Raw genomic sequence first — 23913 nt, 5'->3', positions numbered from 1 at the left:
GGGGCCGGTGCCGTGGCGCTGCGCGTCGGCCCCGTCGCCGGGGACGACGGACGGGACGGCGGCGCGCGGTGCGCCGGGGCGGTCCCCTCCCGCGGCCCGCGGCTGGGCGGGAACGGGGAAGGCCGCGGCCTCCGGGGCACCGGCGCCGGGCCGGCCGGGGACGGCGCGGGGACCGGCCTGCTCCACGGCTCCTCCTCCGGCTCGGCGCCGCACGGGCCGCCACGCCCCGTCGCGACGGTTGTCACTTGTCCGTCCAGCACGATAGGCGCACATCGCCTCAGTTCAAATACGCACCAGTCGGGGTAAGGTAAGCCTTACCTGCCTACGATCGTGAAGCGATGGTTCCGCATGCCCGCTCCCGCCGCGCCCGCCCCGGCCCGCGAGGCCGCCCCGACCGGCCCCCGGACGCCCTGCGCCACCGCATCCCCGGCGACGGACGCCTACCGCCGGCTGGCCGGGGCGCTGCCGGGCATGCGGGTGACCGAGACGGCCGAGGGGGAGCCGCTGCCCCGGGGTGCCGGCTGGGTGCACGCCGCCCGGCTCGCGGAGGGCGGACCCGAGCTCGACGCGTTCCTCGCCTGGGACGAGGCCCAGGTGATCCGGGACCACGGACGGCGGCCGCGCCCCGACGTCACGGCGACCTTCGGGCTGCACCGGTACGCCTGGCCGGCCTGCCTGCTCATCACCGCGCCGTGGTTCCTGCTGCGCCGGGTCCCCCGGATACCCGTGGAGCACGTCGCCCACCACCGCGAGTCCGGGGCCTTCGCCGTCCGCGTCACCGCCTTCGCCTGCCTGCCCGGCGACCCGGCCGCCGGGCTGCCGGGCGCGCGGGTCGTCCCGGACGAGGAGGCGCTGCGCGCCGAGGTCCGGGCCGCGGCGGCCGAGCACCTGGAACCGGTGCTCGGCGGGTTCGGGCCGCGGACGCGCCGGCGCGGCCGGGCCCTGTGGGGCCTGGCGACGGACGAGATCGTCGAGGGGCTCTGGCACGTCGCCCGGCTGTTCGACGAGGAGGCCCGGGGCCGGCGCGAGCTGGAGCTGCTGCTGCCCGGCGCGACCCGGCCGTACGTCGGCTCGGCGGCGTTCCGGGACCTGGCCGGCCCCGCCGGCCGGCCGCTGCCCACCCGCGACCGGGCGAGCTGCTGCCTGTTCTACACGGTGGACCCCGAGGGCACCTGCCCGACCTGTCCCCGCACCTGCGACGCCGAGCGTGTCGGCAAGTCGACCGTCGCCGGGGCGAGTTGAGGCACCCCGGGGCGGGACGCACCCCGCACGCACCCTAGGATCGGCATCGCCCGTACGCGCCGTGGGGACGGCACCCGGATCACGAGTGCTTCACATTTCCCCCACACACCTCGGGAACTATCCGCCGAACCACCCGTACGGGTAATCTTATTCGCACTCAACTCCCGTCCCTCGCGCGGCAGTTCGAGCAGAACGTCGCCCTGCGCAATCCCTTGCACTCCCTTGGCGGCCTCTTGCCCCGAAAACCCCTGAGGGTCGACGTGATTGGGCCACTATGGCGGGCGTTACGCCCTATCCCAATGCAAGGGACCCCAGATGAGACTGACCGACATATCGCTGAACTGGCTGCTTCCAGGCGCCGTTCTGCTCCTGGGCCTGCTGGCGGCGGTGGCGGTGCTCGCGCGCGGCAAGCGGTCCCGGGACACGAGCAGTGACGACTCCTGGGAACGCAGCGAGGAGCGCCGCAGGCGTAAGGAGGCCGTCTACGGCTCGGCCTCCTATGTGCTGTTGTTCTGCTGCGCCGCCGTCGCGGCGGCGCTCTCCTTCCACGGCCTGGTCGGCTTCGGCCAGCAGAACCTGGGCCTGTCCGACGGCTGGGAGTACCTCGTCCCGTTCGGCCTGGACGGCGCGGCCATGTTCTGCTCCGTGCTCGCCGTGCGCGAGGCCAGCCACGGCGACGCGGCTCTCGGCTCCCGCATACTCGTGTGGACGTTCGCGGGTGCCGCGGCCTGGTTCAACTGGGTCCACGCCCCCCGCGGCATGGACCACGCCGGCGCGCCGCAGTTCTTCGCGGGCATGTCCCTGTCGGCCGCGGTGCTGTTCGACCGCGCGCTGAAGCAGACCCGTCGGGCCGCGCTGCGCGAACAGGGCCTGGTGCCGCGTCCGCTGCCGCAGATCCGTATCGTCCGCTGGCTGCGGGCCCCCCGCGAGACGTACAGCGCCTGGTCGCTGATGCTCCTGGAGAACGTCCGCAGCCTGGACGAGGCGGTCGAGGAGGTGCGCGAGGACCGGCGTCAGAAGGAGCAGAACCGTCTGCGCCGCCGGAACGAGGAGCGGGTCGAACGGGCCCACCTCAAGGCTCTGAGCCGTGGCCACCGCGGCTTCGCGGGGCGCGGTGGCGGCCGGGAACTGGAGACGGCGACCGTGGAGCGCGCGCCCGCCGCGGGCTCCGCGGAGCCTGCCATATCCACCGCGGAGCAGCTGCCCGTGCGCTCGCGGCCCTCCCTCACCCCGGTTCGCAAGAACGCTGAGCCGATCACCGTCGACCTCACCACGGAGGACGACACGATGGCCCTGCCGCGGCTCGACTCCCTGGAGCGCAAGCTCAAGGATCTGGAGCAGCAGTTCGGCTGACGCACGGTCCGGTCCGGCCGGACCGACAGGACGACGGCGGCGCGGTGTCCTACACCGCGCCGCCGTCCAGTTCGAACCACACCGATTTGCCCACGCCGTGCGCCCGTACGCCCCACGCGTCCGCGAGCGACTGGACGAGGACCAGGCCCCTGCCGTGCGTGCCGTCGCCGGCGTCCGGCACCCGCAGCCGCGGCCTGCGTCCCACGAAGTCCCGCACCTCCACCCGGAGCCGGTGCGCCCCGACCGTCGCCGTCAGGACGGCGTCGTGGTCGGTGTGGACGAGGGCGTTGGTGACGAGTTCGCTGGTCAGCAACTCGGCTATGTCGGAGCGTCCGGGCCGCCCCCAGTGGCATAACAGCTCTCTGAGCGCCTTGCGCACCTCGGGGACCGCGCGCAGGTCCGCCCTGACGAGCCGGCGTCTGAGCTGGGTGGTGTCCGGCCGGTCCGACGCCCCGCCGGACATGTCGTCCGCCGGATCGGTGGAGGAGGTCCCCCCGGCCGTCGGAGTGCCGCCGCTTGCCTGCCTCTTCATGACCCCCGCCTGCGTGCCGATGTCGGATCCCCCCTGCTCGAACACGTTCACGGGATCCATGCCCCGACAGGAACGTGCCAGTCATGCCGAGCGGCCCGACCGCGGGCGCGCGGTCGCGGGCGCGCCGCACCCCCTGCCCGGGACCGGCGGTCGCCCGCGCAGCCGCTCCGCGGCCGAGGGTCCGCGCGCGGGGCCGCCCCGGTGCGCACCGCGACGGGCAACGGGCGCGGGCCGGCGTCGGGCGTGCCGGACGGAGGGCCGGGGGCACCGGTGCCGGTGGCGTGGACCTGTGGCATGTTCCGGCTGAGCCGGTCGGCTGCGGGACCTCGCCGGTGCGGCCCGCCCGCCGGGCCGGGTCCGTGGCGGGCCGGGTGGGAAACCCCTGGTCCCGGCCGTGGCCGGCGCCGGGACCGGACGGCTCCGGGGCCCGCGGACCCGCGCGGGCCCCGGGGTGGCCGGCCGTGCGGGCACCGGGCCGTCGCGGGCGCCCGGGGGAACGGCGCGGTGGGGCGCCGGGCGGGAGCTCCCGCCGGATCCCGCCCGCCCCGCGCGCGCCGGCGACGGGGCGACCGGGGGCGCTCCGGAGCGTCCGAGCCGGGTACCGGCGGACGCGCCCCGGGTCCGCCGGCACCGCCGCGGGCCGGGCGCCCGGGAGACGGGCCGCTGACGCGGGGTCGGCCGATCCGCCGACGCACGACTGCCGAACCCGCCGTAGCCGATGCGGGCCCGGTACGCGCGCGGGGTCGGCGGCGCCGGTGCCGTGACCGGAAGGGTGCGCCGGACGGCTCGCGGCGTCCGGTGCGGTGCATCGCACGGCGGCGCGTCTCCCGCGTACGGGATGCACTCGGGTGATGCGACAACGCGGCGAGGTGCCGTGCCGGGCGTCGCGAGACGGTGAACCGGTCCGGTCAGGGCCGTACAACTAGGGCCGGGGCACGTTGCGCAGATTGGAGCGGGCCATCTGGAGCATGCGCCCGACGCCGCCGTCCAGCACGATCTTCGAGGCCGAGAGGGCGAAGCCGGTCACCATGTCCGCGCTGATCTTCGGCGGGATGGACAGCGCGTTCGGGTCGGTGACGACGTCGACGAGGGCGGGCCCCTTGTGCGCGAAGGCGTCCCGCAGCGCCCCGGCCAGCTGCTTCGGCTTCTCCACCCGGACCCCGTACGCGCCGCAGGCCCGCGCGACGGCCGCGAAGTCCGGGTTCTTGTTGGTGGTGCCGTAGGAGGGCAGCCCGGCGACGAGCATCTCCAACTCGACCATCCCCAGCGCCGAGTTGTCGAACAGGACCACCTTCACCGGAAGGTCGTGCTGGACGAGGGTGAGGAAGTCGCCCATCAGCATGGAGAAGCCGCCGTCGCCGGACATCGAGATCACCTGCCGGTCCCGGTCGGTGAACTGGGCGCCGATGGCCATCGGCAGCGCGTTCGCCATCGAGCCGTGCGAGAACGAGCCGATCACGCGGCGGCTGCCGTTGGGAGAGATGTAGCGCGCCGCCCAGACGTTGCACATACCGGTGTCGACCGTGAAGACGGCGTCGTCGTCGGCGAGTTCGTCGAGCACCGAGGCGACGTACTCGGGATGGATCGGGACGTGCCGGTCGACCTTGCGGGTGTAGGCGCTCACGACGCCTTCCAGTGCCTCGGCGTGCTTCTTCAGCATCGCGTCGAGGAAGCGCCGGTTGCCCTTGGGCCGCACCCTCGGGATCAGACAGCGCAGCGTCTCCTTCACGTCGCCCCACACCGCGAGGTCCAGCCGGGAGCGCCGCCCCAGGTGCTCGGGGCGGACGTCGACCTGGACGATCGTGACGTCGTCGGGGAGGAACGCGTTGTAGGGGAAGTCGGTGCCCAGCAGGATCAGCAGATCGCACTCGTGGGTGGCCTCGTAGGCGGCGCCGTAGCCGAGCAGTCCGCTCATGCCGACGTCGAACGGATTGTCGTACTGGATCCACTCCTTGCCGCGCAACGCGTGCCCGACCGGGGACTTGATCTTCTCGGCGAACTCCATGACCTCGGCGTGCGCCCCCGCCGTGCCGCTGCCGCAGAAGAGGGTGACCTTCCGGGCGTCGTCGATCATCGCGACGAGTTCGTCGATCTCGCGGTCGCCGGGCCGGACGCCGGGCCGCGAGGTGATGAGGGCGGTCTCGACCGTCCTGTCCGGGGCGGGCCGGGCGGCGACGTCGCCGGGGAGCGCGACGACGCCGACGCCGGACCGCCCGACCGCGTGCTGGATGGCCGTCTGGAGCACCCGCGGCATCTGCTGGGGGCTGGAGATCAGCTCGCTGTAGTGGCTGCACTCGCCGAACAGCCGGTCGGGATGGGTCTCCTGGAAGTAGCCGAGGCCGATCTCGCCGGAGGGGATCTGCGAGGCGAGCGCCAGCACGGGGGCCATGGAGCGGTGCGCGTCGTAGAGGCCGTTGATCAGGTGGAGGTTGCCCGGCCCGCAGGAGCCGGCGCAGGCCGCGAGCTTCCCGGTGATCTGGGCCTCGGCGCCCGCGGCGAACGCGGCCGTCTCCTCATGGCGGACGTGGACCCAGTCGATGGCCGGGTTGCGCCGGACCGCGTCCACCACCGGGTTGAGGCTGTCGCCGACCACTCCGTACAGCCGCTCGACGCCCGCACGGACGAGGATGTCGACGAACTGCTCGGCGACGTTCTGCTTGGCCATGCTCAGCGCACCTCTTCGTGGTCCTCGAAGCCGATCGGGCGTCCGGGTCCCCTCCCCTCGCCCGTCCCCTGGCTCCATGAATCCACACCGTGCGCGGTTACGCCTCCCAGACGGCCGCGGCGGTCCTGTCGTCCGCGTACCCCTTGACCCTGACCTGGCTGTCCGCGAGGAACGCGGCGAGACCGGGCGGTTCCCGGCGGGACCACCGCGTCGTCAGGTGCTCGGCCAGTTCCGGTTCGCCGCGCAGCGGTTCCGCCAGCCCGCCCGTGCACAGCAGGAGCGTGTCACCCGGGCGGGCGATCGAGGCCCGGAAGCGGAACGGGGCGCGCGGCGGCCGGGGAGCGGGCTCGTAGGGGCTCGGGGGCGTCGTGATCCCGAGGTCCATGGTGAGCCGGTCGCCCTCCGCGGTCTCGTGCGGCCCGGACCCGAAGCCCAGCACGGCCTCCCCGCCGGCGTCGGCGGGCCGGGGTTCGATGTCCTGCCACTCGCCGTCCCGCAGCCGGAACAGGCCGCCGGGTCCCACGCCGAAGAAGACCCGGGTCCGGCACTCGGGGTCGGCGGGCAGCAGCAGGCAGCGCAGGCCGGCGGTGTACTCCTCCGGCTCGACGCCCTGCTCCGCCGCGCCGGCCCGCAGTTTGCCGAGGCTGCGGTCGGTGAGGCGGTGCAGGCCGGACTTCAGATCGCCGCGCCGAGCGCCGCGGATGTCCTCGGCCAGCCGCGCGTGGCTGCGTCCGACGGCCCCCGCGATCCACCGGCACGCCTCGACCGCGGCCCGGTGCGCCCGCGGCGCGGCCCGGGTGCCGGTCGCCATCGCGACCAGGACGAGGGCCTGTTCTCCGGTGCCGAAGCGGGCGGTCAGCAGGGCGTCCCGCCGCGGCTCGCCCCGGTAGCGGGCGGAGTCCCCGCGGACCGAGACGGCGCGCAGGGTGCTCGTCCCGCACCGGGCGCCGTCGAGCACCGTGTCGGCCACCAGGTCCTCGAGCGCGTCCGGGTCGGCGGGCGGGAGCGCCGTCGGTTCGGCGTCGTAGGTGGGCGGCCGGGATCCGACGTGACCGACGGCGGGCGGCTGCGGAGGGACGCCGAGCACGGGCTCCCGGGGCTCTGCGGGAGCCGCGTCCTGCGGCGCGGGGGCAGCCCGGGGCGGCCGGAACGCTCCGGTGGTACGGGGAAGACCGGCGGGCCCGGGCGGCACGGCGTCCGACGGGGCACCGGCGGCCGGGGCCGCCGGGGGCGGGTCGGCCGGTACGGGGCCGGTGGGCGTCGGCCGGACGGGCGCGGGGCCGGACCGGGGTGCCGCGGGAGGGGCGGAGGGCGGAGCGGCCGGGGGTGCGCCGGGCGGCGCCGGAGCGTGTGGCGCACCCGCGGGAGCCCGGCCGGGCGAGGCCGGCGCGGCGGGCGGGCCGGCCGGAGGCGGAGCGGTCGGAGGCGGAGCGGTCGGTGCCGGAGGTGCGGCGGGCGGCGGTGAGGCGGCCCGGCCGGCGGGGACCTGCCCGGAGGACGGCTCGCCGGGGCCTCCCGGCGCGGCGGAGGGGGCCGAGGGCTGCCCGGCGGGCGGGCCCTGGACGGTCTCCCGCGGATCGGCGGGCCCGCGCCCCTCGCCGCCCGGGCGAGCGGCGGGGCCGGCGGTGTCCGGTGCGGGGGCGGGGCCGCCGCGCTCCCGGCCGCCCGGGACCGGGGGAGGCGTGGCGGGCGCGGGCGGCGCGCTCGCCGGTCGCGGTGGCGGGTCCGAAGCGGCGGAGGACTGTCCGGGAACGCCGGGCGACCGGCCGTCCGGAGCGGGCCGGGGCTCGCCGGGCGCCCCGGGCGCGGGACCGGCGGAGACGGTGGGCGGCTGCGCGGGCGGGGCCTCGCCTCGCGGCGCGGGCCCCCATGCGGAGCCCGGTGCGGGGGCCGCCGCGGAGCCCGGCACCGGTGCCGGGCCGCCGGGCCCGGTGACCGGAGCGGCCGGCGGACCGTCCGCGGCGGGAACCGGCCGGCCTCCGCGGCCCGGCCCCGGCGCCGCGGAGTCGCGGTCCAGGGTCCCGGCGGCCGACGCGAACCGGTCGTCCAGGGAGTCCGCCGCCCCGGCGGGCCCCGTGTCCTCGGTGGAGTCGTCGTACAACTCCCCCCACCATGCGTCCTCGTGACCGGTGGGCTTCTCCCCCTGCTGGCTCATGCCGGTAATTGTCCACCGCCCCGGCCCCTCGAAAACGGGGCATCCGGAAAAACCGGCCGCGGTGCGGTCCGTCGAACGGCGTGTCGAGCGAGGGCTCGAACGGGCGTACGCGGGCGGGAGCCGCGCCGCCGCCGGGCGGTCCCCTCCTCACGGGAGAACGGGCCGGTGGCGGCCGGCGCATCGCCGTCGAGCGCCCGGCGGGCGTTCGGCACCCCGCGCGGCCGGTCCCCGCCCCGGATCGCCGCCCGGAACGGTGGGAGGCGCGGGGGGCGCGGCCCGGCCGGCCGACTCCCCTCTGCCGCCCGCCCGTTCGCCCAGCGCGACGCCCGATCCCCGGCGCCCCGCCCCGCTCGGGCCGTGCGGCCGTCCGGGCTCCGTTCCCCGGCGGCGGGCCTCCGCGGGACGGGAGCTTGTCAGAGGGGCGGGGGGTGTGGCGATGATGGGCGGGGGCGGATTCGCGCCGTGGCCGTTTTCCGCCAGGGCGCCGCCGACCGGCCGGAACGCATCCTTGGGAGGGGACGTCGCCGCATGCTCGGAGCGATAGGGCTGGACGAGAACCACGAGTCGGCGTACCGGGCGCTGGTCTCCGTGGGCGCCGCCGACGTACCCGATCTCGCGCGCCGGCTCACCCTCGGCGAGTACGACACGGAGCGCGCGCTGCGCATCCTGGAACGGCACGGCCTGGCCGCGCAGTCCTCCGCCCGGCCCGGCCGCTGGGTCGCCGCGCCCCCGGGGGTCGCGCTCGGCGCGCTGCTCACCCAGCAGCGCCACGAACTGGAGAAGGCCGAGCTGGCCGCCGCGCTGCTCGCCGAGGAGTACCGGGCCACCGCGGCCGAGCCGGCCGTGCACGACCTGGTGGAGGTGGTGATCGGCGCGGCGGCGGTCGCCCAGCGGTTCCTGCAGCTCCAGCTGGGCGCGACACGGGAGGTCTGCGCCCTGGTCACCGGGAAGCCGCTGGTGGTGTCCGGGGCGGACAACGAGGCGGAGGAGCAGGCGGCGAACCGGGGGGTGCGCTACCGCGTCGTCGTCGAACGGTCCGTCCTCGACCTGCCGACGGGCGTCGCGGAGCTGTCCGCGGCCCTCGGCCGCGAGGAGCGGGTGCGCGTCGCCGACCGGGTGCCCACCAAGCTGATCGTCGCCGACGGGATGCTGGCGATGGTGCCGCTCACCTCGCACACCGCGGAGCCCGCCGCCCTGGTGGTGCACGCGAGCGGGCTCCTGGAGCTGCTGTCGGGGCTGTTCGAGTCGGTGTGGCGGGACGCGCTGCCGCTGCGGCTGAGCAGCCGGGGCGTACGGGAGCAGGAACCCGACGGTCCCGACGGCGCCGATCTGGAGATCCTCTCGCTGCTGCTGGCCGGGTTGACCGACGCCAGTGTCGCCAAACAGCTCGACCTCGGGCTGCGGACGGTGCAGCGCCGGGTGAAGCGCCTGATGGAGCTGACCGGTGTGGCGACCCGGCTCCAGCTGGGCTGGCACGCCTACGAGCGGGGCTGGGTGGCCCGGGGCTGATCTGCGCGTCCGGGCCCGCTCGGGCAGGCTGGGCAGATGGGAGTGTGGGAACTCCTGCTGGTCGGCGTGGTGATCCTGCTCGGCCTGGCCGGAGTACTGGTGCCCGGTCTGCCGGGCTCGTGGCTCGTGTGGGCCGCGGTGCTGTGGTGGGCGCTGTCCGATCCGCGGGCCCTGTCCTGGGCGGTCCTCGTCGGCGCGACCGCGGTCCTGCTGCTGGCGCAGGCCGTCCGGTTCGTGCTGCCGCCGCGCCGGCTGCGGGAGGGCGGCGCCACCACCCGGATGGCGGTGTACGCCGGCGGCGGAGCGCTCGTGGGCTTCGTCCTGCTGCCCGTGCTGGGCGCGATCCCGGGATTCGTGGGCGGGGCCTACCTGGGCGAACGGCTGCGGCTCGGCGGCCGGGGCGAGGCGTGGACGTCGGTGCGGACCGCGATGCGCGCGGGCGGCTGGAGCGTGCTGACGGAGTTGTTCGCGTGTCTGCTGATCCTCGGGGCGTGGCTGGGTGCCGTGTTCGGAGGCTGAGGCGGCGGCCGGCGCGGCGGGATCCGGGGGCGGCCGGGCGGGGCGCGCCGCCGGGCCACCGGCCGCCCCCCGGCGAGCCCGGGCCTACCGGCGGGGTGCCGCCGCGGGCGCGAGCAGCCCGGCCAGGTCGACGGTGTCGGCGAGGGCGCGCATGCCGGCGTCGTTGAAGTGCAGATGGTCGCCCGGGTCGTAGCCGGGGCGGATGCGCTCGGGGTGGGCCGGGTCGCGCACCGCGGCGTCGAAGTCCACGACGGCGTCGAAGACGCGTCCGGCGCGGATGGCGCGGTTGACGGCGAGCCGCACCGCCTCCCGGGCCGCCGTGTGCGCGGGGTGCCCGCCGAAGGGGGTGATCGTGGCGCCGACGACCCGGACGGAGCGCGCGTGGGCGCGGCGCACGAGGAGCCGGTAGGCGTTCTCCAGGTCCCGGGGGTCCGACACCGGCGGGCTGCCCTTGATGTCGTTCACGCCCTCCAGGAGGATCACCGTGCGGACGCCCGCGCGGGAGAGGACGTCGGCGTCCAGGCGGGTCAGCGCGCTCGGACCGCGCCCCGCGCGCAGCACCCGGTTCCCGGAGATCCCCGCGTTCAGGACACCGGGCCGGCGCCCGGCGGGCAGGCTCCGCAACCGGTCGGCGAGGCGGTCGGGCCAGCGGTGGTCGGCGCCGAACGAGGAACCGATGCCGTCGGTGATCGAGTCGCCGAGGGCGACCACGCTGCCGGCGCCCGGAGGGCCGAGCACGTCGACCCCGGTCACGTAGTACCAGTGGGCGGCGGTGGCCGTGTACGCGGAGCCGCTCGCGTCGCCGGTGTGGTCCCCGCCGCGGGCGACGTAGTTGGTCCGCAGCGCCGAGCGGTGGTAGGTCGCGGGGCCGGAGTCCCCGGGGGTGTGCACGGACACGAGCAGGTCGGTGTCGGCGGGGACGCGCAGGCGGACGGGGTCGCTGACGATGTCGCGGCCCGCGGGGAGGGTGACCGAGCGGGCCCCGCCGAAGGTGACCGCGCGGACGCTGCCGGCCGCCGCGGCCGGGCCCGCGTGCGCGCCGGGGCGGCGCAGCGCCAGGGTGACGGCGCCGAGCCGGAGCGGCGCGCCGCCCAGCCGGTTGGACAGCCGGACCCGGGCGGCCCGGCCGCCGACGCTGGTGTGCACGACGTTGCGGACGGAGGCTCCGGGCAGTGCGGGTGCCGTGCCGGAGGGGGCGGCCTCCCAGGTGCCCCGCCAGGCTTCGGGGACGCCGGACGCACCGGCCGTCCCCGGCGCCGCGACCGGTCGGGAGCCGGCCTCGGCGGTCACGCCGGGCGAGGCGAGGACGAGGGTCGCCGCGAGCGGGACGAGCAGGCGCCTGAGCATGATCGCGCGAGTCATGGGCGATGGCTTCCCGCGCCCCCGGGCCGCGCAACGCCCCCTCACACCAATGGCGGCGGGCAGCGGCAGGACGGCCGCTGCCCCGCGGGCACTCCCCGTGCGGACGGGGAGGCGGAATCCGCTGCGTCCGCGACGGGCGCGTGTTTGGCTGCTGCCATGACCCGATTCACCGAGGCGGAACGCGCGTACCTGAGGTCGCAACGGCTGGGGCGTCTGGCCACCGTGGACCCGCTCGGGCAGCCGCAGGCCAACCCCGTCGGCTTCTTCCCGCAGGACGACGGGACGATCCTGATCGGCGGATACGCGATGGGAACGACCAAGAAGTGGCGCAATCTGCAGCGGAATCCGAAGGTCGCGCTGGTCGTCGACGACATCGTGAGCGTGGACCCCTGGCGGGTGCGCGGCCTCGACATCCGCGGTGATGCCGAACTCCTCACCGGAGCACACGACTTGGGCCCGCGGTTCAGTGAGGAACTGATCCGTGTCCACCCGCGCCGTATTCACAGTTGGGGCTTGGAGGACTGAACGGCCAAGCGGGCCGAACCCGTTGATCAGGGGCCAACCGGCGACACATCGGCCCAAGATCGCGGGGCCTGTGGACCTTGGTAGGGTCCCGAGCCATGACCGCCACGGAACCCACGATCCTGGCCACCTCGGGTGGTCACCGCGTCGGCGACCGCACCCGGGTGGCCTTCGGCCCGCTCGTCCACCACGCCGTCGACCTGGCCCGGGTGGAGGGCCGCCGCCCCCGCATCCTGTACGTCGGCACGGCGATCGGTGACGCCGAGCACTTCGCGTCGCGGATGACCGAGGCGGCGCGGGTGGCCGGCTTCGACCTCACGCCCCTCCACCTGTTCCCGATGCCGAACGTCGAGGACGTCGAGGGAGCGGTCCTCGGGCACGACGTCGTCTGGGTGATGGGCGGTTCGGCGGCGAACCTGCTCGCCGTGTGGCGGGTCCACGGGCTGGACGCGGTCTTCCGGCGGGCCTGGGAGGCCGGCGTCGTGCTGAGCGGGGTGAGCGCGGGCTCCCTCTGCTGGTTCCGGGGCGGGACGACGGACTCCTTCGGCCCCGAACTCCGCCCGCTCACCGACGGACTGGGCTACCTCCCCTTCGGCAACGGCGTCCACTACGACAGCGACCCGGGCCGCCGCCCCCTGGTCCACCGGCTCGTGGCCGACGGCACGCTTCCCGAGACCCACTGCACCGACGACGGGGTGGGCCTGGTGTACCGGGGCACACGCCTGGCGGAGGCCGTGACGGAGATACCCGGCAAGGCCGCCTACGTCGTCCGGCGCACGGGCGACGCGGCCGAGGAGACCCGGCTCGACACCCGCGAACTGCCCGCGCCCGGTGCCTGAAGGCGGTCCGCGGCCGAACCCCCTGCGCAGGATGCCCCGATGGCACCGGGAGCGCCCCCGCCCCCGGCCGTCGCCACGGGGCGGATGGCCCGGCGGGAGCAGCCGGTGCTGTGTCCGTCCCGGACGGTCCGCGGCTGCGCCCCTGGCGCCCCGCGGACGCCGGAACGCTCGTCGCGGCGGCGCGGGACCCGGACATCCGCCGGTGGAACCTGCTGTACGTGGCGTCCCCCGCGGCGGCCCGCGAGCGGATCGCGCGCATGCACGACCGGTGGCGGCGGGAGACCGGGGCGATCTGGGCCGTCGCGCGGCGGACGGACGACCGGCCCGTCGGGCTCGTCGGCTTCCACGACGTGGATCTCGCGGACGGCAGCGCGGAGATCCTCTCCTGGGTGCTCCCCGAGGCCCGGGGAGCCGGCGTCGTCACCGCGGCGGTACGGCGCGTCGGCAGCCGGGCCCTCGATGATCTCGGACTCCACCGGCTGCGGTTGTGTGCCACTCGGTCGCCAACCCGGCGTCCTGCCGGGTTGGCGGAGCGGGCCGGGTTCGCCCTGGAGGGCACCCTGCGCGAGGCGCTGCGCCACGAGGACGGGCGGCACGACCAGCACCTGCACGCGCTGCTCCGCGGGAACATGCCGCCGGCCGGTGAGCGCACACCGCCGCACACGCGGCCGTGACCGCGCGCCCGGGCCCGGACTACGCCGCCGTCTCCGCCAGGCGCAGGTGCCGGACGGCGTAGGAACGCCAGGGGCGCCAGGTGTCCGGGGCGTGGAGGTCCGGGGGCGCGGTGTCCGGATCGCCGAGGGCGCGGGAGCGGATGACGGCCGCCGTTGCGGCGTCCATTCCGGGCAACGCGAGCAGGACCCGCTCCGCCCGGTCGCGGTCGGCCCCGGGGTCCAGGCACAGCGTTCCGTCGGCGAGTGCCGCCGCCAGGGCTCCGAGAGGGCCGGCCGGTACCGCCCCGGCGAGCACGGCCGCCTCCGGGAAGAGGTGGGTGAGCGGACCGCGGGGGCTGTCGAGCGCCGTTCCGTGGCACGCCACCAGGCGTCCCGCCGCCTCCTCCCCCACCAGGGCGCGCACCGCCAGTTCGTGCGGGTCGGCGGTGCCCGGTGAGCGCAGTCCCGGCCGGGCGGCGACGAGCGGGCCCAGCCGGGCGTCGGCGCCCAGACGCTCGTCGACGGCGTACGGATCGGCGTCGAGGTCGAACAGCCGGCGCAGCCGCTGGACGGCGGTGGTGAGGTCGCGCAGGTCGGTGAGGTGCAGCCGGGCGTCCAGCCAGCCGCCCCGGCGCCCCGCGGGGTCGGACGCGGGGCGTTTCGCCGGCGGCCCGGGCGGCGGCGTCCGCCACGGTGGCCTGCCGGGCCGCTCTTCGACGGCGGCGACACCCGTGCCGTGGGGGAGCCGCAGGGTGCGCCGGTAGGTGCGCTCGCCGGGGGTGCCGGTGACGCTCTCGACGCCCGTCACGGCCTCGGCGGCGAGCAGGTCGAAGACGGCGGTCGCCTGGTAGGGGCCGCGGTGGGCGAGGCGGAGCGGGACGCCGGCGGTGGAGGCCGGTTCGGGGCGCGGGCCGGTGCCGGGCGCGGCGGCGCGCAGTTCGCTGGGTGTCGCGGCGTAGACCGCGCGGATCGTGTCGTTGAACTGGCGCACGCTGGCGAAGCCCGCCGCGAAGGCCAGCTGCGTGATGGGCAGGCCGGTGGTCTGGAGGAGGACGCGGGCGGTGTGCGCCCGCTGGGCGCGGGCGAGGGCGACCGGGCCCGCGCCCACCTCGGCGGTGAGCTGCCGCTGCACCTGGCGGGCGCTGTACCCGAGGCGCGCGGCGAGCCCCGCGACGCCTTCCCGGTCCACCACTCCGTCGCCGATCAGGCGCATGGCACGGCCGACGACGTCGGCCCGGGCGTTCCACTGCGCGGAGCCGGGCACGGCGTCGGGGCGGCAGCGCCGGCAGGCCCGGAATCCGGAGCCCTGTGCGGCGGCGGCCGTCGGGTAGAAGCGGACGTTGCCCCGCTTCGGTGTCACCGCGGGGCAGCTGGGCCGGCAGTAGATGCCGGTCGTCCGCACGGCGAAGAAGAACTCCCCGTCGAAGCGGGCGTCCCGGCTGCGTACGGCCTCGTATCCGGTGTCCTCGTCGATCACCCCTCCAGTGTCATCCGCGCGGGCCGGGTCGGCTGGCGGGAATCGGACACGGCGGTCGTGGTGCGGCCCGGGCACGGGGGCCCGGGCCGCCGGTCGCTCCCCGCGGCGCGACCGGCCCGACCGCATGGGCCGGCTCCGTGCCGGGGAGGCGCGCCGCGATCGTGGTGCGGCCCGGGCCCGCCGCCCGGCGACGATCGGGCCGGGACGCGCCGCCGCGGCCCGGCCGGGGCGGCGCGTCCCGGCCCCGGGCGCCGCTACCGGCGGCCCCGCTTGGCCTCCATCGCGGCGCGGCCCTCGGCCCCCTTGCGCTTCCAGTCCCGGCGGATCTCGGCCCGCAGGCGGGCGTCCGTCTTGGCGACGATCCACTGGTTCTCGCGGATCAGTTTGCGGTAGCTGTCCAGGCGCCGGCCCGGCAGCGCGCCGCTGTCCACGGCGTCGAGCACCGCGCAGCCGGGCTCGGCGAGGTGGGCGCAGTCCTGGAAGCGGCAGTCGGCGGCGAGATCCTCGATCTCGGCGAACACCTGCCCCACACCGGTTTCCGCGTCCCAGAGGCCGACCCCGCGCAGGCCCGGGGTGTCGATGAGGACCCCGCCGCCCGGCAGGACGAGCAGGTTGCGGGTGGTGGTGGTGTGCCGGCCCTTGCCGTCCATGTCGCGGGTGGCCTGCACCTCCATGGCGTCCTCGCCGAGCAGGGCGTTGGCGAGGGTGGACTTCCCCGCTCCGGACTGGCCGAGCAGGACGGCGGTCCCGCCGGACAGGACCGCCGCGAGGACGTCGAGCCCCTCGCCGGTCGCGGCGCTGACGGTGAGGACCGGCACGCCCGGTGCCGCGGCCTCCACGTCCTGGACGAGGTGCCCGAGCGTCGCGGGGGCGGGCACCAGGTCGGCCTTGGTCAGGACGACCACGGGCTGCGCGCCGGACTCCCAGGCCAGCGCGAGGAAGCGTTCGACCCGGCCGAGGTCGAGTTCCACGGCGAGGGACACCGCGACGACCGCGTGGTCGACGTTGGCGGCGAGGATCTGGCCCTCGGACCGCTTGGAGGAGGTGGAGCGTACGAAGGCGGTGCGACGGGGCAGGCACTCCCGCACGTAGCGCGGCCGGCCGGCGGGGTCGACGGCGACCCAGTCGCCGGTGCACACGACCTTCATCGGGTCGTGCGGCGTCACGAACGCGGTGTCCGCGCGCAGGACGCCGTCGGCGGTCGCCACGTCGCACTGGCCGCGGTCGACGCGGATCACCCGTGCGGGCAGGAGGCCCCGGGAGAGATGGGGGGCGAACGCCTCGGCCCAGGCGTCGTCCCAGCCGTAGGGGGCGAGCGGGGAGGCGGACGGGGACGGGAAGGCGGAGCTGGAAGTCAAGGGAGACCCTTCACAAGGGCGGCCCCGGCGCGCGCCCTTCGGCGCGAGGAAGAGGAAAGGTCAGCCGGCGGCCACGGAGGTGGACGTGATGAGCTTCTGGGCGCGGGCGGCGCCCTCGTCGATGACAGCCATCGGTCATACCTCCCTCTGCTGACGTTCCACCAGGGACGCGGCGGCGTTCACCCGTCGCGTCGACGGTCCGACTCTAGGGACACCCCGGCGGCGGCGCCAGTGATTTAAGGGCCCGTCCCCTCCGCGCGAGGACGGAGGCGCGCGGCACCGCGCGGGCGGGCCGGGGCCGGGCGGCGGCGCGCGGCGGCGCCGGTTCCGGGGCGGCGCCGCCGGGGGCGCGCCGCTCCGCGCGCCGCGCGGAGCCGGTGCCCCGCCGCCGGTTCCCCGCCACCGTCCGGGTCCGAGGCGTCAGTGCGGGCTCGCGCAGGGCGTGCCGTCGAGGGTGATGGAAGCGGGTGCCGTGTTCGTGTCGTGCCAGGATCCCAGGAAGCCGACCGTGACCGAACCACCCGCGGGGACGGTCCTGTTGTAGGCGACGGCGGTGGCGCTCACGTGCGCGCCGTGCTGGGCGAGGGTGCCGTCCCACATCTGGGTGACGCGCTGACCGTCGCGGTAGGTCCAGGCGAGCCGCCAGTTGTCGAGCGGTTCGGCGGTGGTGACGGTGACGGCGGCCTGGAAGCCGTCCGGCCACTCGTCGACGAGGGTGTAGGCGGCCTCGCAGCGCGCGGTGCCGGGGGTCGGGGCGGGGTCGGTGTCGACGATCCGGGCGGGCGGTGAGGTCGGCCCCTGGGGTTCGGGGTCGGGGCGGGCGACCGGGGTCGCCCTCGTCCTCGCCGGCTCGGGAGAGACGAGCGCGCCCTCGCCCCGGGTGGTGGCCGGCGGGGAGGAGGGCACCGCCGGGGCGGCCACCGGCTCCTCGGCGACGGCCGCGTCGCCCCGCGGGGCGGGGCCGGGATCGTCGGCGGCGTCGAACGGCATCAGGGAGACGGCGAGCGCGAGGCCGGAGACGGCCAGGGCCGCGACCAGCATGCCGGTGCGGCCGATCCGGGGCGCGGCCTCGCGGTTCTCGGCGATGCCGGTGTCCGCGGCGGCGTCCGCGCGGCCCACGCGCAGACCCGCCTCGGCGGCGCGGCGGCGGCGTTCGAGATAGGCGAGCCCGCCCCAGCCGATCACCCCGCCCGCCAGCGCGGCGGGCAGGCCGCCGCCGTGCGTCCGCAGGCAGGCCGCCGCCTCCGCGCACGCGGCGCAGTGCGCGAGGTGCCGGGAGAGGTCCTCGGGCGTCCCGGCCTCCGGGGAGCGGGTGACGGCGTCGAGGAGGCGGGCGTAGCTGCGGCAGGCCGCGTCCATCGGGGTGTCGAGGTGACTGCGGTGGCAGCGCTCCCTGAACAGCGCGCGCACCTCGCCGAGTTCACCGGCCGCCGCCACCGGGTCCAGGGCGAGGCGGCGGGCCACGGAGGGCAGCGGAAGGGCCTCGACCTCGGCCAGCCAGAGCAGGGCGGCATCGGCCTCCTGGAGGTCGCGGAGCCCGCGCAGCGCGATCGGGCGGCGCAGCGGGGGTCCCGTGTACCGGGCGGCCTGGCCGGAGTTGAGCCAGAGTCTGAGGTCGGGGTCCAGCCGGTGGCCCTGGCCGTGCGCGTCCCATGCCGCGGCGGTGGTGCGCACCGAGGTGAGCAGCAGCGGGATGCGCGGCAGGCCGGGGGTGCGGCGGCTGGTGCCCCGCGCGCGCTCGGCGGCGGCCCGGACCTCGTGGACGCCGTGGGTGAAGGCCTCGGTGGCCAGTTGCGTCGCCGCGGCGGAACCGGAGGTGCACAGGTCGGCGTACGAGAGGACCGCGTCCCAGCACTCCGAGAACAACGCGGCCTCCGCGGCGTCCTGCGGGGTCGGCAGGTCGGGCATCGGGGGCTCCTGCATCCACTGCGTCCGTGTGCAACGTCAGGCAACGCCCAACTCTGCTTACTTCACGGGGGAGTTGGTGACCGTCCCGACAACGGACCCGAGCCTTTCACGGCTCCGACACAACTGACAAGCCGTTCCCTCACATCGGGCGACCGTCCGGTCACGCGCCGAGGCCCCGGACGGCGACCGGGCGGCTCCGCGGCGGGCGCCCCGAGCACACGGCACGGCCCGGACGTACGGGGACGTCCGGGCCGTGCCGTGTGCCGAGGGTGCGGGGCGGTCAGGGCCGGGAGGCGGGCTCCGCCGCGGGCAGGCTGTCCATGAACGAGCTGACCGAGAAGACCGCGCGCCCCGGGCCGGGCTCCCCGTACCCCGGGGGCGACGTGAGGCCGAAGTCGTCCATGGTGGCGCGGTACGCCTCGAGCAGGCGGATGTGGTACTCCAGCGGGGCACCCTGCGGGTTGGCCTTGCCGAGCGGGGTGGTCGGCTCCGGGCACCAGGTGGTGAAGCGGGGCGTGATGCCGTGGGACATGAAGAAGCGCAGCCCCTCGGTCGTCGAGGCGATGGCCTCGTCGACGCTGGTGAAACCGAACGGCTCGGCCATCTCGACGCCCGCCACGAAGTTGGGGATCACGTTGCGCGCGCCGAAGATCTCGGCGGAGTCGAGGATGCGCTTGTGCCACTCGTCGCGGCCGACGTAGCGCTCCTTGCCGGGGCAGTACAGCTCGAACAGCCGGCGGTCCCACACCTCGTAGTTGGGGTGGTAGATCTGCACGCCGTAGTCCTTGAACCGCTGCACGTCGTCGCGGGGCAGCGCCTGGGCCACGACCTTGCCGATCCAGCGTCCCGGGAACCGCTCCTCGATGGCCTTGGCGTAGTGCCCGTAGAAGTCGGCCTCGTCGCGGCCCGCGACGGTCCTGGTGATCGCGCCGCCGGTCAGCGTGTAGGCGGTGGACGCCTTCGCGGTGTCGTACCGGTCGATGATCTCCAGGGCTTCGAGGACCTCCTCCACGTCCTTGACGCCGGTATAGGGGCGGCCCGCCGCCTTGTGCTGGCGCCAGTTGTGGTTGATGTCGCAGTACTGGCACTCCTCCTTGGCGCCGAAGTACTGGCAGACCCGGAAGACCGTGAGGTAGATGAGGTAGCCCCACTGGATGGTGGGCGCCACCTCCATCACGGACTTCCCGTTGGAGAGGGTGTGCCGGTAGTACTCGGGCATCGGCGGCACGCCGACGTCGGAGATCCGCTTCCCGTCGAGGTAGAGCCCGAGGACGCCGTCCCCGTCGGCCGCGACGCGGTAGGGCGAGGACGGGTTGACCCGCACGGAGACGACGGTGCGCCGCAGGTCGTACGGGCCGCCGGTGAGGATGATCTCCTCGGGCGGGCGGCGCAGCGCGGCCTCGCCCAGCTCGGGCAGCGTGCCGTGGTCGAAGGAGAAGATGAAGTACGACTTCGGCTTGACCTCGCCGTTCTCGTTGTCGCTGAGAGCCGAGGCGTCGAAGGCCACACCCCCGCGGAGCAGGTCCTCCTTGAAGACGGCCTCCCGCGGCACGTGCGGGAACCGCTCCATCAGATCCTCGACCAGCGCGGTGCGGCTGCCCATCCCGTTCTCCTCGCTCCCGACCTGCTTCGTCTGTCCTGTTCGACTCCTCACGGTATGCCCCCGCCCCGGCGCCGGCCCGGCCGGGGCCCCTCGCGGCGCGCGACGCGGCCCGGGGCGGGCGGCGGCCGGGCGGTCCGGGCGCCAAAGGAAAGGAGGCGGGCCGGGGTGGGGGACGGCCCGGGCCCGCGCGGCGCCGGGGCCGTCCCCCACCCCGGCCCGGAGCAGGTCCCGCCGGGCCGGGCGAGCGGACGGGCCGGCGGCCCGCTCCCCCGACGGCGCCGGCCTCCGGGTCGGCGGAAGTCGTTTGCCCCGCGGGCCCCGCGCTGCCAGAGTCCGGGCCATGGAGACCTTCGCCGCGTACGACGGGACGGAACTGGCCTACGAGGTGCGCGGGGAGGGCCCTGCCCTGGTGTGCCTGCCGGGCGGTCCCATGCAGGACTGCGCCTACCTCGGGGATCTCGGCGGCCTCGCGGCCCGCCGGCGGCTGATCCTCGCCGATCCGCGGGGCACCGGCGGATCGGCGGTCCCCGAGGACCCGGCCACCTACCGCTGCGACCGTCTCGTGGACGACGTGGAGGCGCTGCGGGGGCACCTCGGCCTGGACCGGCTGGACCTCCTCGCCCACTCCGCGGGCACGAACCTGGCGGCGCTGTACGCCGAACGCCGTCCCGACCGGGTCGGGCGGCTCGCGCTGATCGCCCCCAGCGCCCACGCCGTCGGCGTGGAGGTGAGCGCGGAGGTCCGGCGGGACACGGCGCGGCTGCGGCACGCGGAACCCTGGTTCCCCACGGCGTCCGCAGCGCTGGAGCGGATCATGGCCGGGGAAGGGGACGCCGAGGCGTTCGAAGCGATCGCCCCGTTCTGGTACGGCCGCTGGGACGAGGCGGCCCGGGCGCACCGGGCCGCGGAGGACGGCCACCGGAACGCGGAGGCCGCCCGCCGCTACGGCGACGGGGCGTTCACCCCGGACACCACCCGGGCCGCGCTCGCCCGGCTGACGTGTCCGGTGCTGCTGCTCGCCGGAGAGGTCGACCTGAACTCGCCGCCCGCGGCGGTCGCCGCCCTCGCGGCCGTCTTCCGGGACGCGGAGCTGGTCGTGCAGCCCGGGGCCGGGCACTTCCCGTGGCTGGACGACGCGGAGCGGTTCGTCCGGACGACGGCCGGCTTCCTCGACCGGACGGCCGGGTAGCGGCTCGCGCCCGGCGGAGGGGCGCGGCCGGGTCCGGGGCCCGTCCGCCGGGCGGGCGCGGGGCGCGGGCGGGCGGCCCGGTGCGTCAGGCCGTCCGCGCCAGGTCCGTCGCCTCCACCCGGAACTCCAGCCCGCCGCCGGACAGCAGGCGCTCCAGTTCGCTCAGGACCGTCGCGCCGAGCCGGGCGACCTCGTTGCCCTGGGAGCCGGCGACGTGCGGGGTCAGCACGGCGTTCGGGAGGTCGAACAGCGGTGAGTCCGCCGGGAGCGGCTCGGGGTCCGTGACGTCGAGGACCGCGCCGATGCGGCCGGACCGCAGCTCCCGCACCAGCGCGCCGTGGTCGACGAGCGAGCCGCGCGCGGTGTTCACGAGCACCGATCCGTCCCGCATGAGGGCGAGTTCGCGGCGGCCGAGGAGATGCCGGGTCTCCGGGGTCCCGGGGGCGTGCAGGGTGACGACGTCGCTGCCGACCAGCAGCGCGTCGAGCGGCAGCAGCGGGACGCCGAGCGCCGCCGCCCCGGCCTCGTCGACGTACGGGTCGGCGAGGCTCACCTCCAGGTCGAATGGGGCCAGGAGCTCGACGAGGCGCCGGCCGACGCGGGAGGCGCCGACGACGCCGACGCGGCGGCGGAAGTTGCCGGCGCGGGGGTGCACGCGACCGCGGGGGAAGGCCCGTTCCTCCCGGAGGCGGTCGCGGCACGCGAAGACGTCCTTGCCCGCGAGCAGGATCATGGCCAGCGTGTACTCGGCGACGGGCAGCGCGTTCGCCGCGGCGGCCGACGACACGAGCACGCCGCGGTCCCACAGCGCCGGCGTGCCAAACCCCTTCACGGAACCCGCGGCGTGCAGCACGGCCCGCAGTCCGGGAGCCGCGTCCAGCACCGCGGCGTCGAGGACGGGACAGCCCCAGCCGGTGATCAGTATCTCGGTGCGGGCCAGCCGGGCGCGGACCCGGGGATCGCCGAAGTCCTCCGCCACCAGGGCGGGATCGACGTCCACCAGCTCGCGCAGCCGGGCGAGCGCCTCGGCGGGGAAGACCCGCGGGACGTTCTCGGCCGTCATGGCGAACATCGCGACGGGACGGTGCGGCACGGCGGGCCCTCCGGTTCGGCCGACGCCGCCGGCGCCGCTCGCGTCGGACGGACACGAGGCCCCGGGGACGTCGCACGGTCTTCGGCGGAGACGGCCCCGCCCTCGTAGCAACCGCTCTCTACGGTAGGGCGCGGGGCGTGAGAGGGTCAACGGAGAGGTACGCCGGACGGGCGGACCGGCGCGGTGGTCCCGCCGGGCGGTCACCACGCGGGCGGCGGGCACCCGGGGAGGAACGCAGGATGACGGGAACGCTGACCAACTGGGCCGGCAACATCACGTACACGGCCGCTCGGCTGCACCGGCCCGCCTCGCTCGGCGCGCTCGCCGCGCTGGTCGCGCGGAGCCCGCGGGTGCGGGTGCTGGGCAGCGGGCACTCCTTCAACGAGATCGCCGAACCGGGCCCCGGCGGGGTGCTGCTGTCGCTGTCCGCGCTGCCGCAGGCGATCGACGTCGACACCGCGGCGCGCACGGTGCGGGTGTCCGGCGGTGTCCGCTACGCCGAACTCGCCCGCGCGGTGCACGCGCGGGGACTGGCGCTGCACAACATGGCGTCCCTGCCGCACATCTCGGTGGCGGGCTCGGTCGCCACCGGCACCCACGGCTCCGGCGTGGCCAACGGACCGCTGGCGTCCGCCGTCCGCGAGATCGACCTGGTCACCGCCGACGGCCGTACGGTGACGATCGGCCGCGGGGACGACCGGTTCGACGGTGCGGTGACCTCTCTCGGCGCCCTCGGCGTGGTCACCGCCCTCACCCTCGACCTGGAGCCGGCCTTCGCGGTGACCCAGCACGTGTTCACCGAACTCCCCCTGGAGGGACTGGACTTCGAGGCGGTCATGTCCAGCGCGTACAGCGTCAGCCTGTTCACGGACTGGCGGCGGCCCGGCTTCCGCCAGGTGTGGCTCAAGCGGCGCACCGACCGGCCGTCGCCGGACTTCCCGTGGGCCGCGCCCGCGACGCGGGCCGTGCATCCGGTGCCGGGCATGCCGGCCGTCAACTGCACCGGGCAGCTCGGGGTGCCGGGCCCCTGGCACGAGCGGCTGCCGCACTTCCGGGCCGAGTTCACCCCGAGCAGCGGTGCGGAGCTCCAGTCCGAGTACCTGCTGGCGCGCGAGGACGCGCCGGCCGCGCTCGGCGCGCTGGACGCGATCCGCGCGACGATCGCGCCGCCGCTGCGGATCTGCGAGGTGCGGACCGTCGCCGCCGACCGCCAGTGGCTGAGCCCGGCGTACGGGCGCGACAGCGTGGCCCTGCACTTCACCTGGGTGGACGACACCGAGGCGGTGCTGCCGGTGGTGCGGCGGGTCGAGCGGGCCCTGGAGCCGTTCGCGCCGCGCCCGCACTGGGGCAAGGTCTTCACCGTGCCGGCCGCGACGCTGCGCCGACGCCATCCGCTGCTGCCCCGGTTCCGGGCGCTGGTGGACGTCCTGGACCCGGCCGGGACGTTCACCAACGCCTTCGTGGCGGACGTCCTGCCTCCGCGCGCCTGAGCGACCGGGCCGCGGTGCCGGGACCGCGGCACCGGACCGAGCCGAACCCGAGCCGGACCGGGGGTCGACGGGCCGGCCCGCGCATCGGCCGGGAGAGGCGTGTCCTTCCCCGGACCCGATGCCCGGCCGCGTGGTCCGGGTCGCGCCGGACGGGGGACGGCAGGGCGTCGGTGCCCGCTGGTGCGGGCCGGTTGTCCTCCCGCCGTGGCCGACTCCGCCCGGAATCGGCCGCGTTCCCCTCCGACTTCCGACACGGCACCGGGCCCGTCCGGCCCGGGCGGACCGGCCTTTCGGGCGGAGCTGCCGCCGTCCCGCGCCGCGGTGGGCGGTGCCGGACATCGGCCGGGGCGGCGCCCGGGCCGGTTCCGCCGGGGGTGCCCGGCAGCGCGGGCGTCATGCCGTGGAGCGGGCCGCCGGCCGCACCTATGATCTGCCGGTGGAGCG

At 76.4% G+C, this 23913-nt stretch carries 18 protein-coding genes; 9 read left to right on the top strand and 9 right to left on the bottom strand.

Annotated features, from left to right (window positions below; all coding sequences use genetic code 11):
* Positions 1–471: 471 nt before the first annotated feature.
* Positions 472–1242: a (2Fe-2S)-binding protein gene (locus tag ACGFS9_RS14290; protein WP_393253463.1), complete on the top strand. Its 771-nt coding sequence runs from the start codon at positions 472–474 to the stop codon at positions 1240–1242.
* A gap of 315 nt (positions 1243–1557) precedes the next feature.
* The gene (locus tag ACGFS9_RS14285; RefSeq protein WP_393253196.1) at positions 1558–2595 is read left to right on the top strand and encodes a DUF2637 domain-containing protein; all 1038 of its coding nucleotides are present in this window, start codon (positions 1558–1560) and stop codon (positions 2593–2595) included.
* Between the two features lie 49 nt (positions 2596–2644).
* Here the strand turns inward: ACGFS9_RS14285 and ACGFS9_RS14280 are convergent, their stop codons facing one another.
* The 3 genes from ACGFS9_RS14280 to ACGFS9_RS14270 form a co-directional block, all read right to left on the bottom strand.
* Positions 2645–3058 (bottom strand): ATP-binding protein, encoded by a 414-nt coding sequence (locus tag ACGFS9_RS14280; RefSeq protein ID WP_393253461.1) that lies wholly within the window; start codon positions 3056–3058, stop codon positions 2645–2647.
* Positions 3059–4049: 991 nt separating this feature from the next.
* Complete coding sequence (locus tag ACGFS9_RS14275; protein WP_393253194.1) at positions 4050–5792, bottom strand: pyruvate dehydrogenase; 1743 nt, start codon at positions 5790–5792, stop codon at positions 4050–4052.
* Between the two features lie 97 nt (positions 5793–5889).
* Positions 5890–6879 (bottom strand): protein phosphatase 2C domain-containing protein, encoded by a 990-nt coding sequence (locus ACGFS9_RS14270; protein WP_393253192.1) that lies wholly within the window; start codon positions 6877–6879, stop codon positions 5890–5892.
* A gap of 1596 nt (positions 6880–8475) precedes the next feature.
* Here ACGFS9_RS14270 and ACGFS9_RS14265 point away from each other — a divergent pair.
* Together ACGFS9_RS14265 and ACGFS9_RS14260 are read left to right on the top strand one after the other, a co-directional pair.
* Entirely contained in the window at positions 8476–9456 is a 981-nt protein-coding gene (locus ACGFS9_RS14265; protein ID WP_393253190.1) for a helix-turn-helix transcriptional regulator, read from the top strand.
* A 36-nt stretch (positions 9457–9492) separates the two neighbouring features.
* On the top strand, positions 9493–9975 hold the full coding sequence (locus ACGFS9_RS14260) for a DUF456 domain-containing protein (protein ID WP_393253188.1): 483 nt from the start codon (positions 9493–9495) through the stop codon (positions 9973–9975).
* 84 nt (positions 9976–10059) lie between these two features.
* Here the strand turns inward: ACGFS9_RS14260 and ACGFS9_RS14255 are convergent, their stop codons facing one another.
* Positions 10060–11337, bottom strand: coding sequence for an SGNH/GDSL hydrolase family protein (locus ACGFS9_RS14255; protein WP_393253186.1), 1278 nt, complete (start codon positions 11335–11337; stop codon positions 10060–10062).
* A 156-nt stretch (positions 11338–11493) separates the two neighbouring features.
* On the opposite strand from ACGFS9_RS14255, the gene ACGFS9_RS14250 reads away from it, so the two are divergent.
* From ACGFS9_RS14250 to ACGFS9_RS14240, 3 genes are all read left to right on the top strand, one after another.
* Entirely contained in the window at positions 11494–11862 is a 369-nt protein-coding gene (locus ACGFS9_RS14250) for a PPOX class F420-dependent oxidoreductase (protein ID WP_393253184.1), read from the top strand.
* A gap of 95 nt (positions 11863–11957) precedes the next feature.
* Positions 11958–12698, top strand: coding sequence for a Type 1 glutamine amidotransferase-like domain-containing protein (locus ACGFS9_RS14245; RefSeq protein ID WP_393253183.1), 741 nt, complete (start codon positions 11958–11960; stop codon positions 12696–12698).
* Between the two features lie 110 nt (positions 12699–12808).
* The gene (locus ACGFS9_RS14240) at positions 12809–13372 is read left to right on the top strand and encodes a GNAT family N-acetyltransferase (protein ID WP_393253181.1); all 564 of its coding nucleotides are present in this window, start codon (positions 12809–12811) and stop codon (positions 13370–13372) included.
* A gap of 19 nt (positions 13373–13391) precedes the next feature.
* On the opposite strand, the gene ACGFS9_RS14235 is transcribed toward ACGFS9_RS14240, so the two are convergent.
* The 4 genes from ACGFS9_RS14235 to ACGFS9_RS14220 all read right to left on the bottom strand — a co-directional run bounded on the left by ACGFS9_RS14235 (position 13392) and on the right by ACGFS9_RS14220 (position 19697).
* Positions 13392–14825: a bifunctional transcriptional activator/DNA repair enzyme AdaA gene (locus ACGFS9_RS14235; protein WP_393253460.1), complete on the bottom strand. Its 1434-nt coding sequence runs from the start codon at positions 14823–14825 to the stop codon at positions 13392–13394.
* Between the two features lie 257 nt (positions 14826–15082).
* The gene (gene rsgA, locus ACGFS9_RS14230; RefSeq protein ID WP_393253179.1) at positions 15083–16186 is read right to left on the bottom strand and encodes a ribosome small subunit-dependent GTPase A; all 1104 of its coding nucleotides are present in this window, start codon (positions 16184–16186) and stop codon (positions 15083–15085) included.
* Between the two features lie 420 nt (positions 16187–16606).
* Entirely contained in the window at positions 16607–18094 is a 1488-nt protein-coding gene (locus ACGFS9_RS14225; protein WP_393253178.1) for a cellulose binding domain-containing protein, read from the bottom strand.
* Positions 18095–18374: 280 nt separating this feature from the next.
* Complete coding sequence (locus tag ACGFS9_RS14220; RefSeq protein ID WP_393253177.1) at positions 18375–19697, bottom strand: radical SAM protein; 1323 nt, start codon at positions 19695–19697, stop codon at positions 18375–18377.
* Positions 19698–20037: 340 nt separating this feature from the next.
* Between ACGFS9_RS14220 and ACGFS9_RS14215 the strand changes: the two genes are divergently transcribed.
* Positions 20038–20886 (top strand): alpha/beta fold hydrolase, encoded by an 849-nt coding sequence (locus tag ACGFS9_RS14215; protein WP_393253176.1) that lies wholly within the window; start codon positions 20038–20040, stop codon positions 20884–20886.
* A gap of 85 nt (positions 20887–20971) precedes the next feature.
* On the opposite strand, the gene ACGFS9_RS14210 is transcribed toward ACGFS9_RS14215, so the two are convergent.
* Positions 20972–21979, bottom strand: coding sequence for a hydroxyacid dehydrogenase (locus ACGFS9_RS14210; RefSeq protein ID WP_393253174.1), 1008 nt, complete (start codon positions 21977–21979; stop codon positions 20972–20974).
* Positions 21980–22218: 239 nt separating this feature from the next.
* On the opposite strand from ACGFS9_RS14210, the gene ACGFS9_RS14205 reads away from it, so the two are divergent.
* Positions 22219–23469 carry an FAD-binding protein gene (locus ACGFS9_RS14205; protein WP_393253172.1) on the top strand — a complete coding sequence of 417 codons (1251 nt, stop codon included), beginning with the start codon at positions 22219–22221 and terminating at the stop codon, positions 23467–23469.
* Positions 23470–23913: the final 444 nt, after the last annotated feature.

This window comes from Streptomyces sp. NPDC048566, assembly GCF_043199735.1.
Classification (GTDB): Bacteria; Actinomycetota; Actinomycetes; order Streptomycetales; family Streptomycetaceae; genus Streptomyces.
This window is presented reverse-complemented; position numbering and strand designations above follow the sequence as displayed.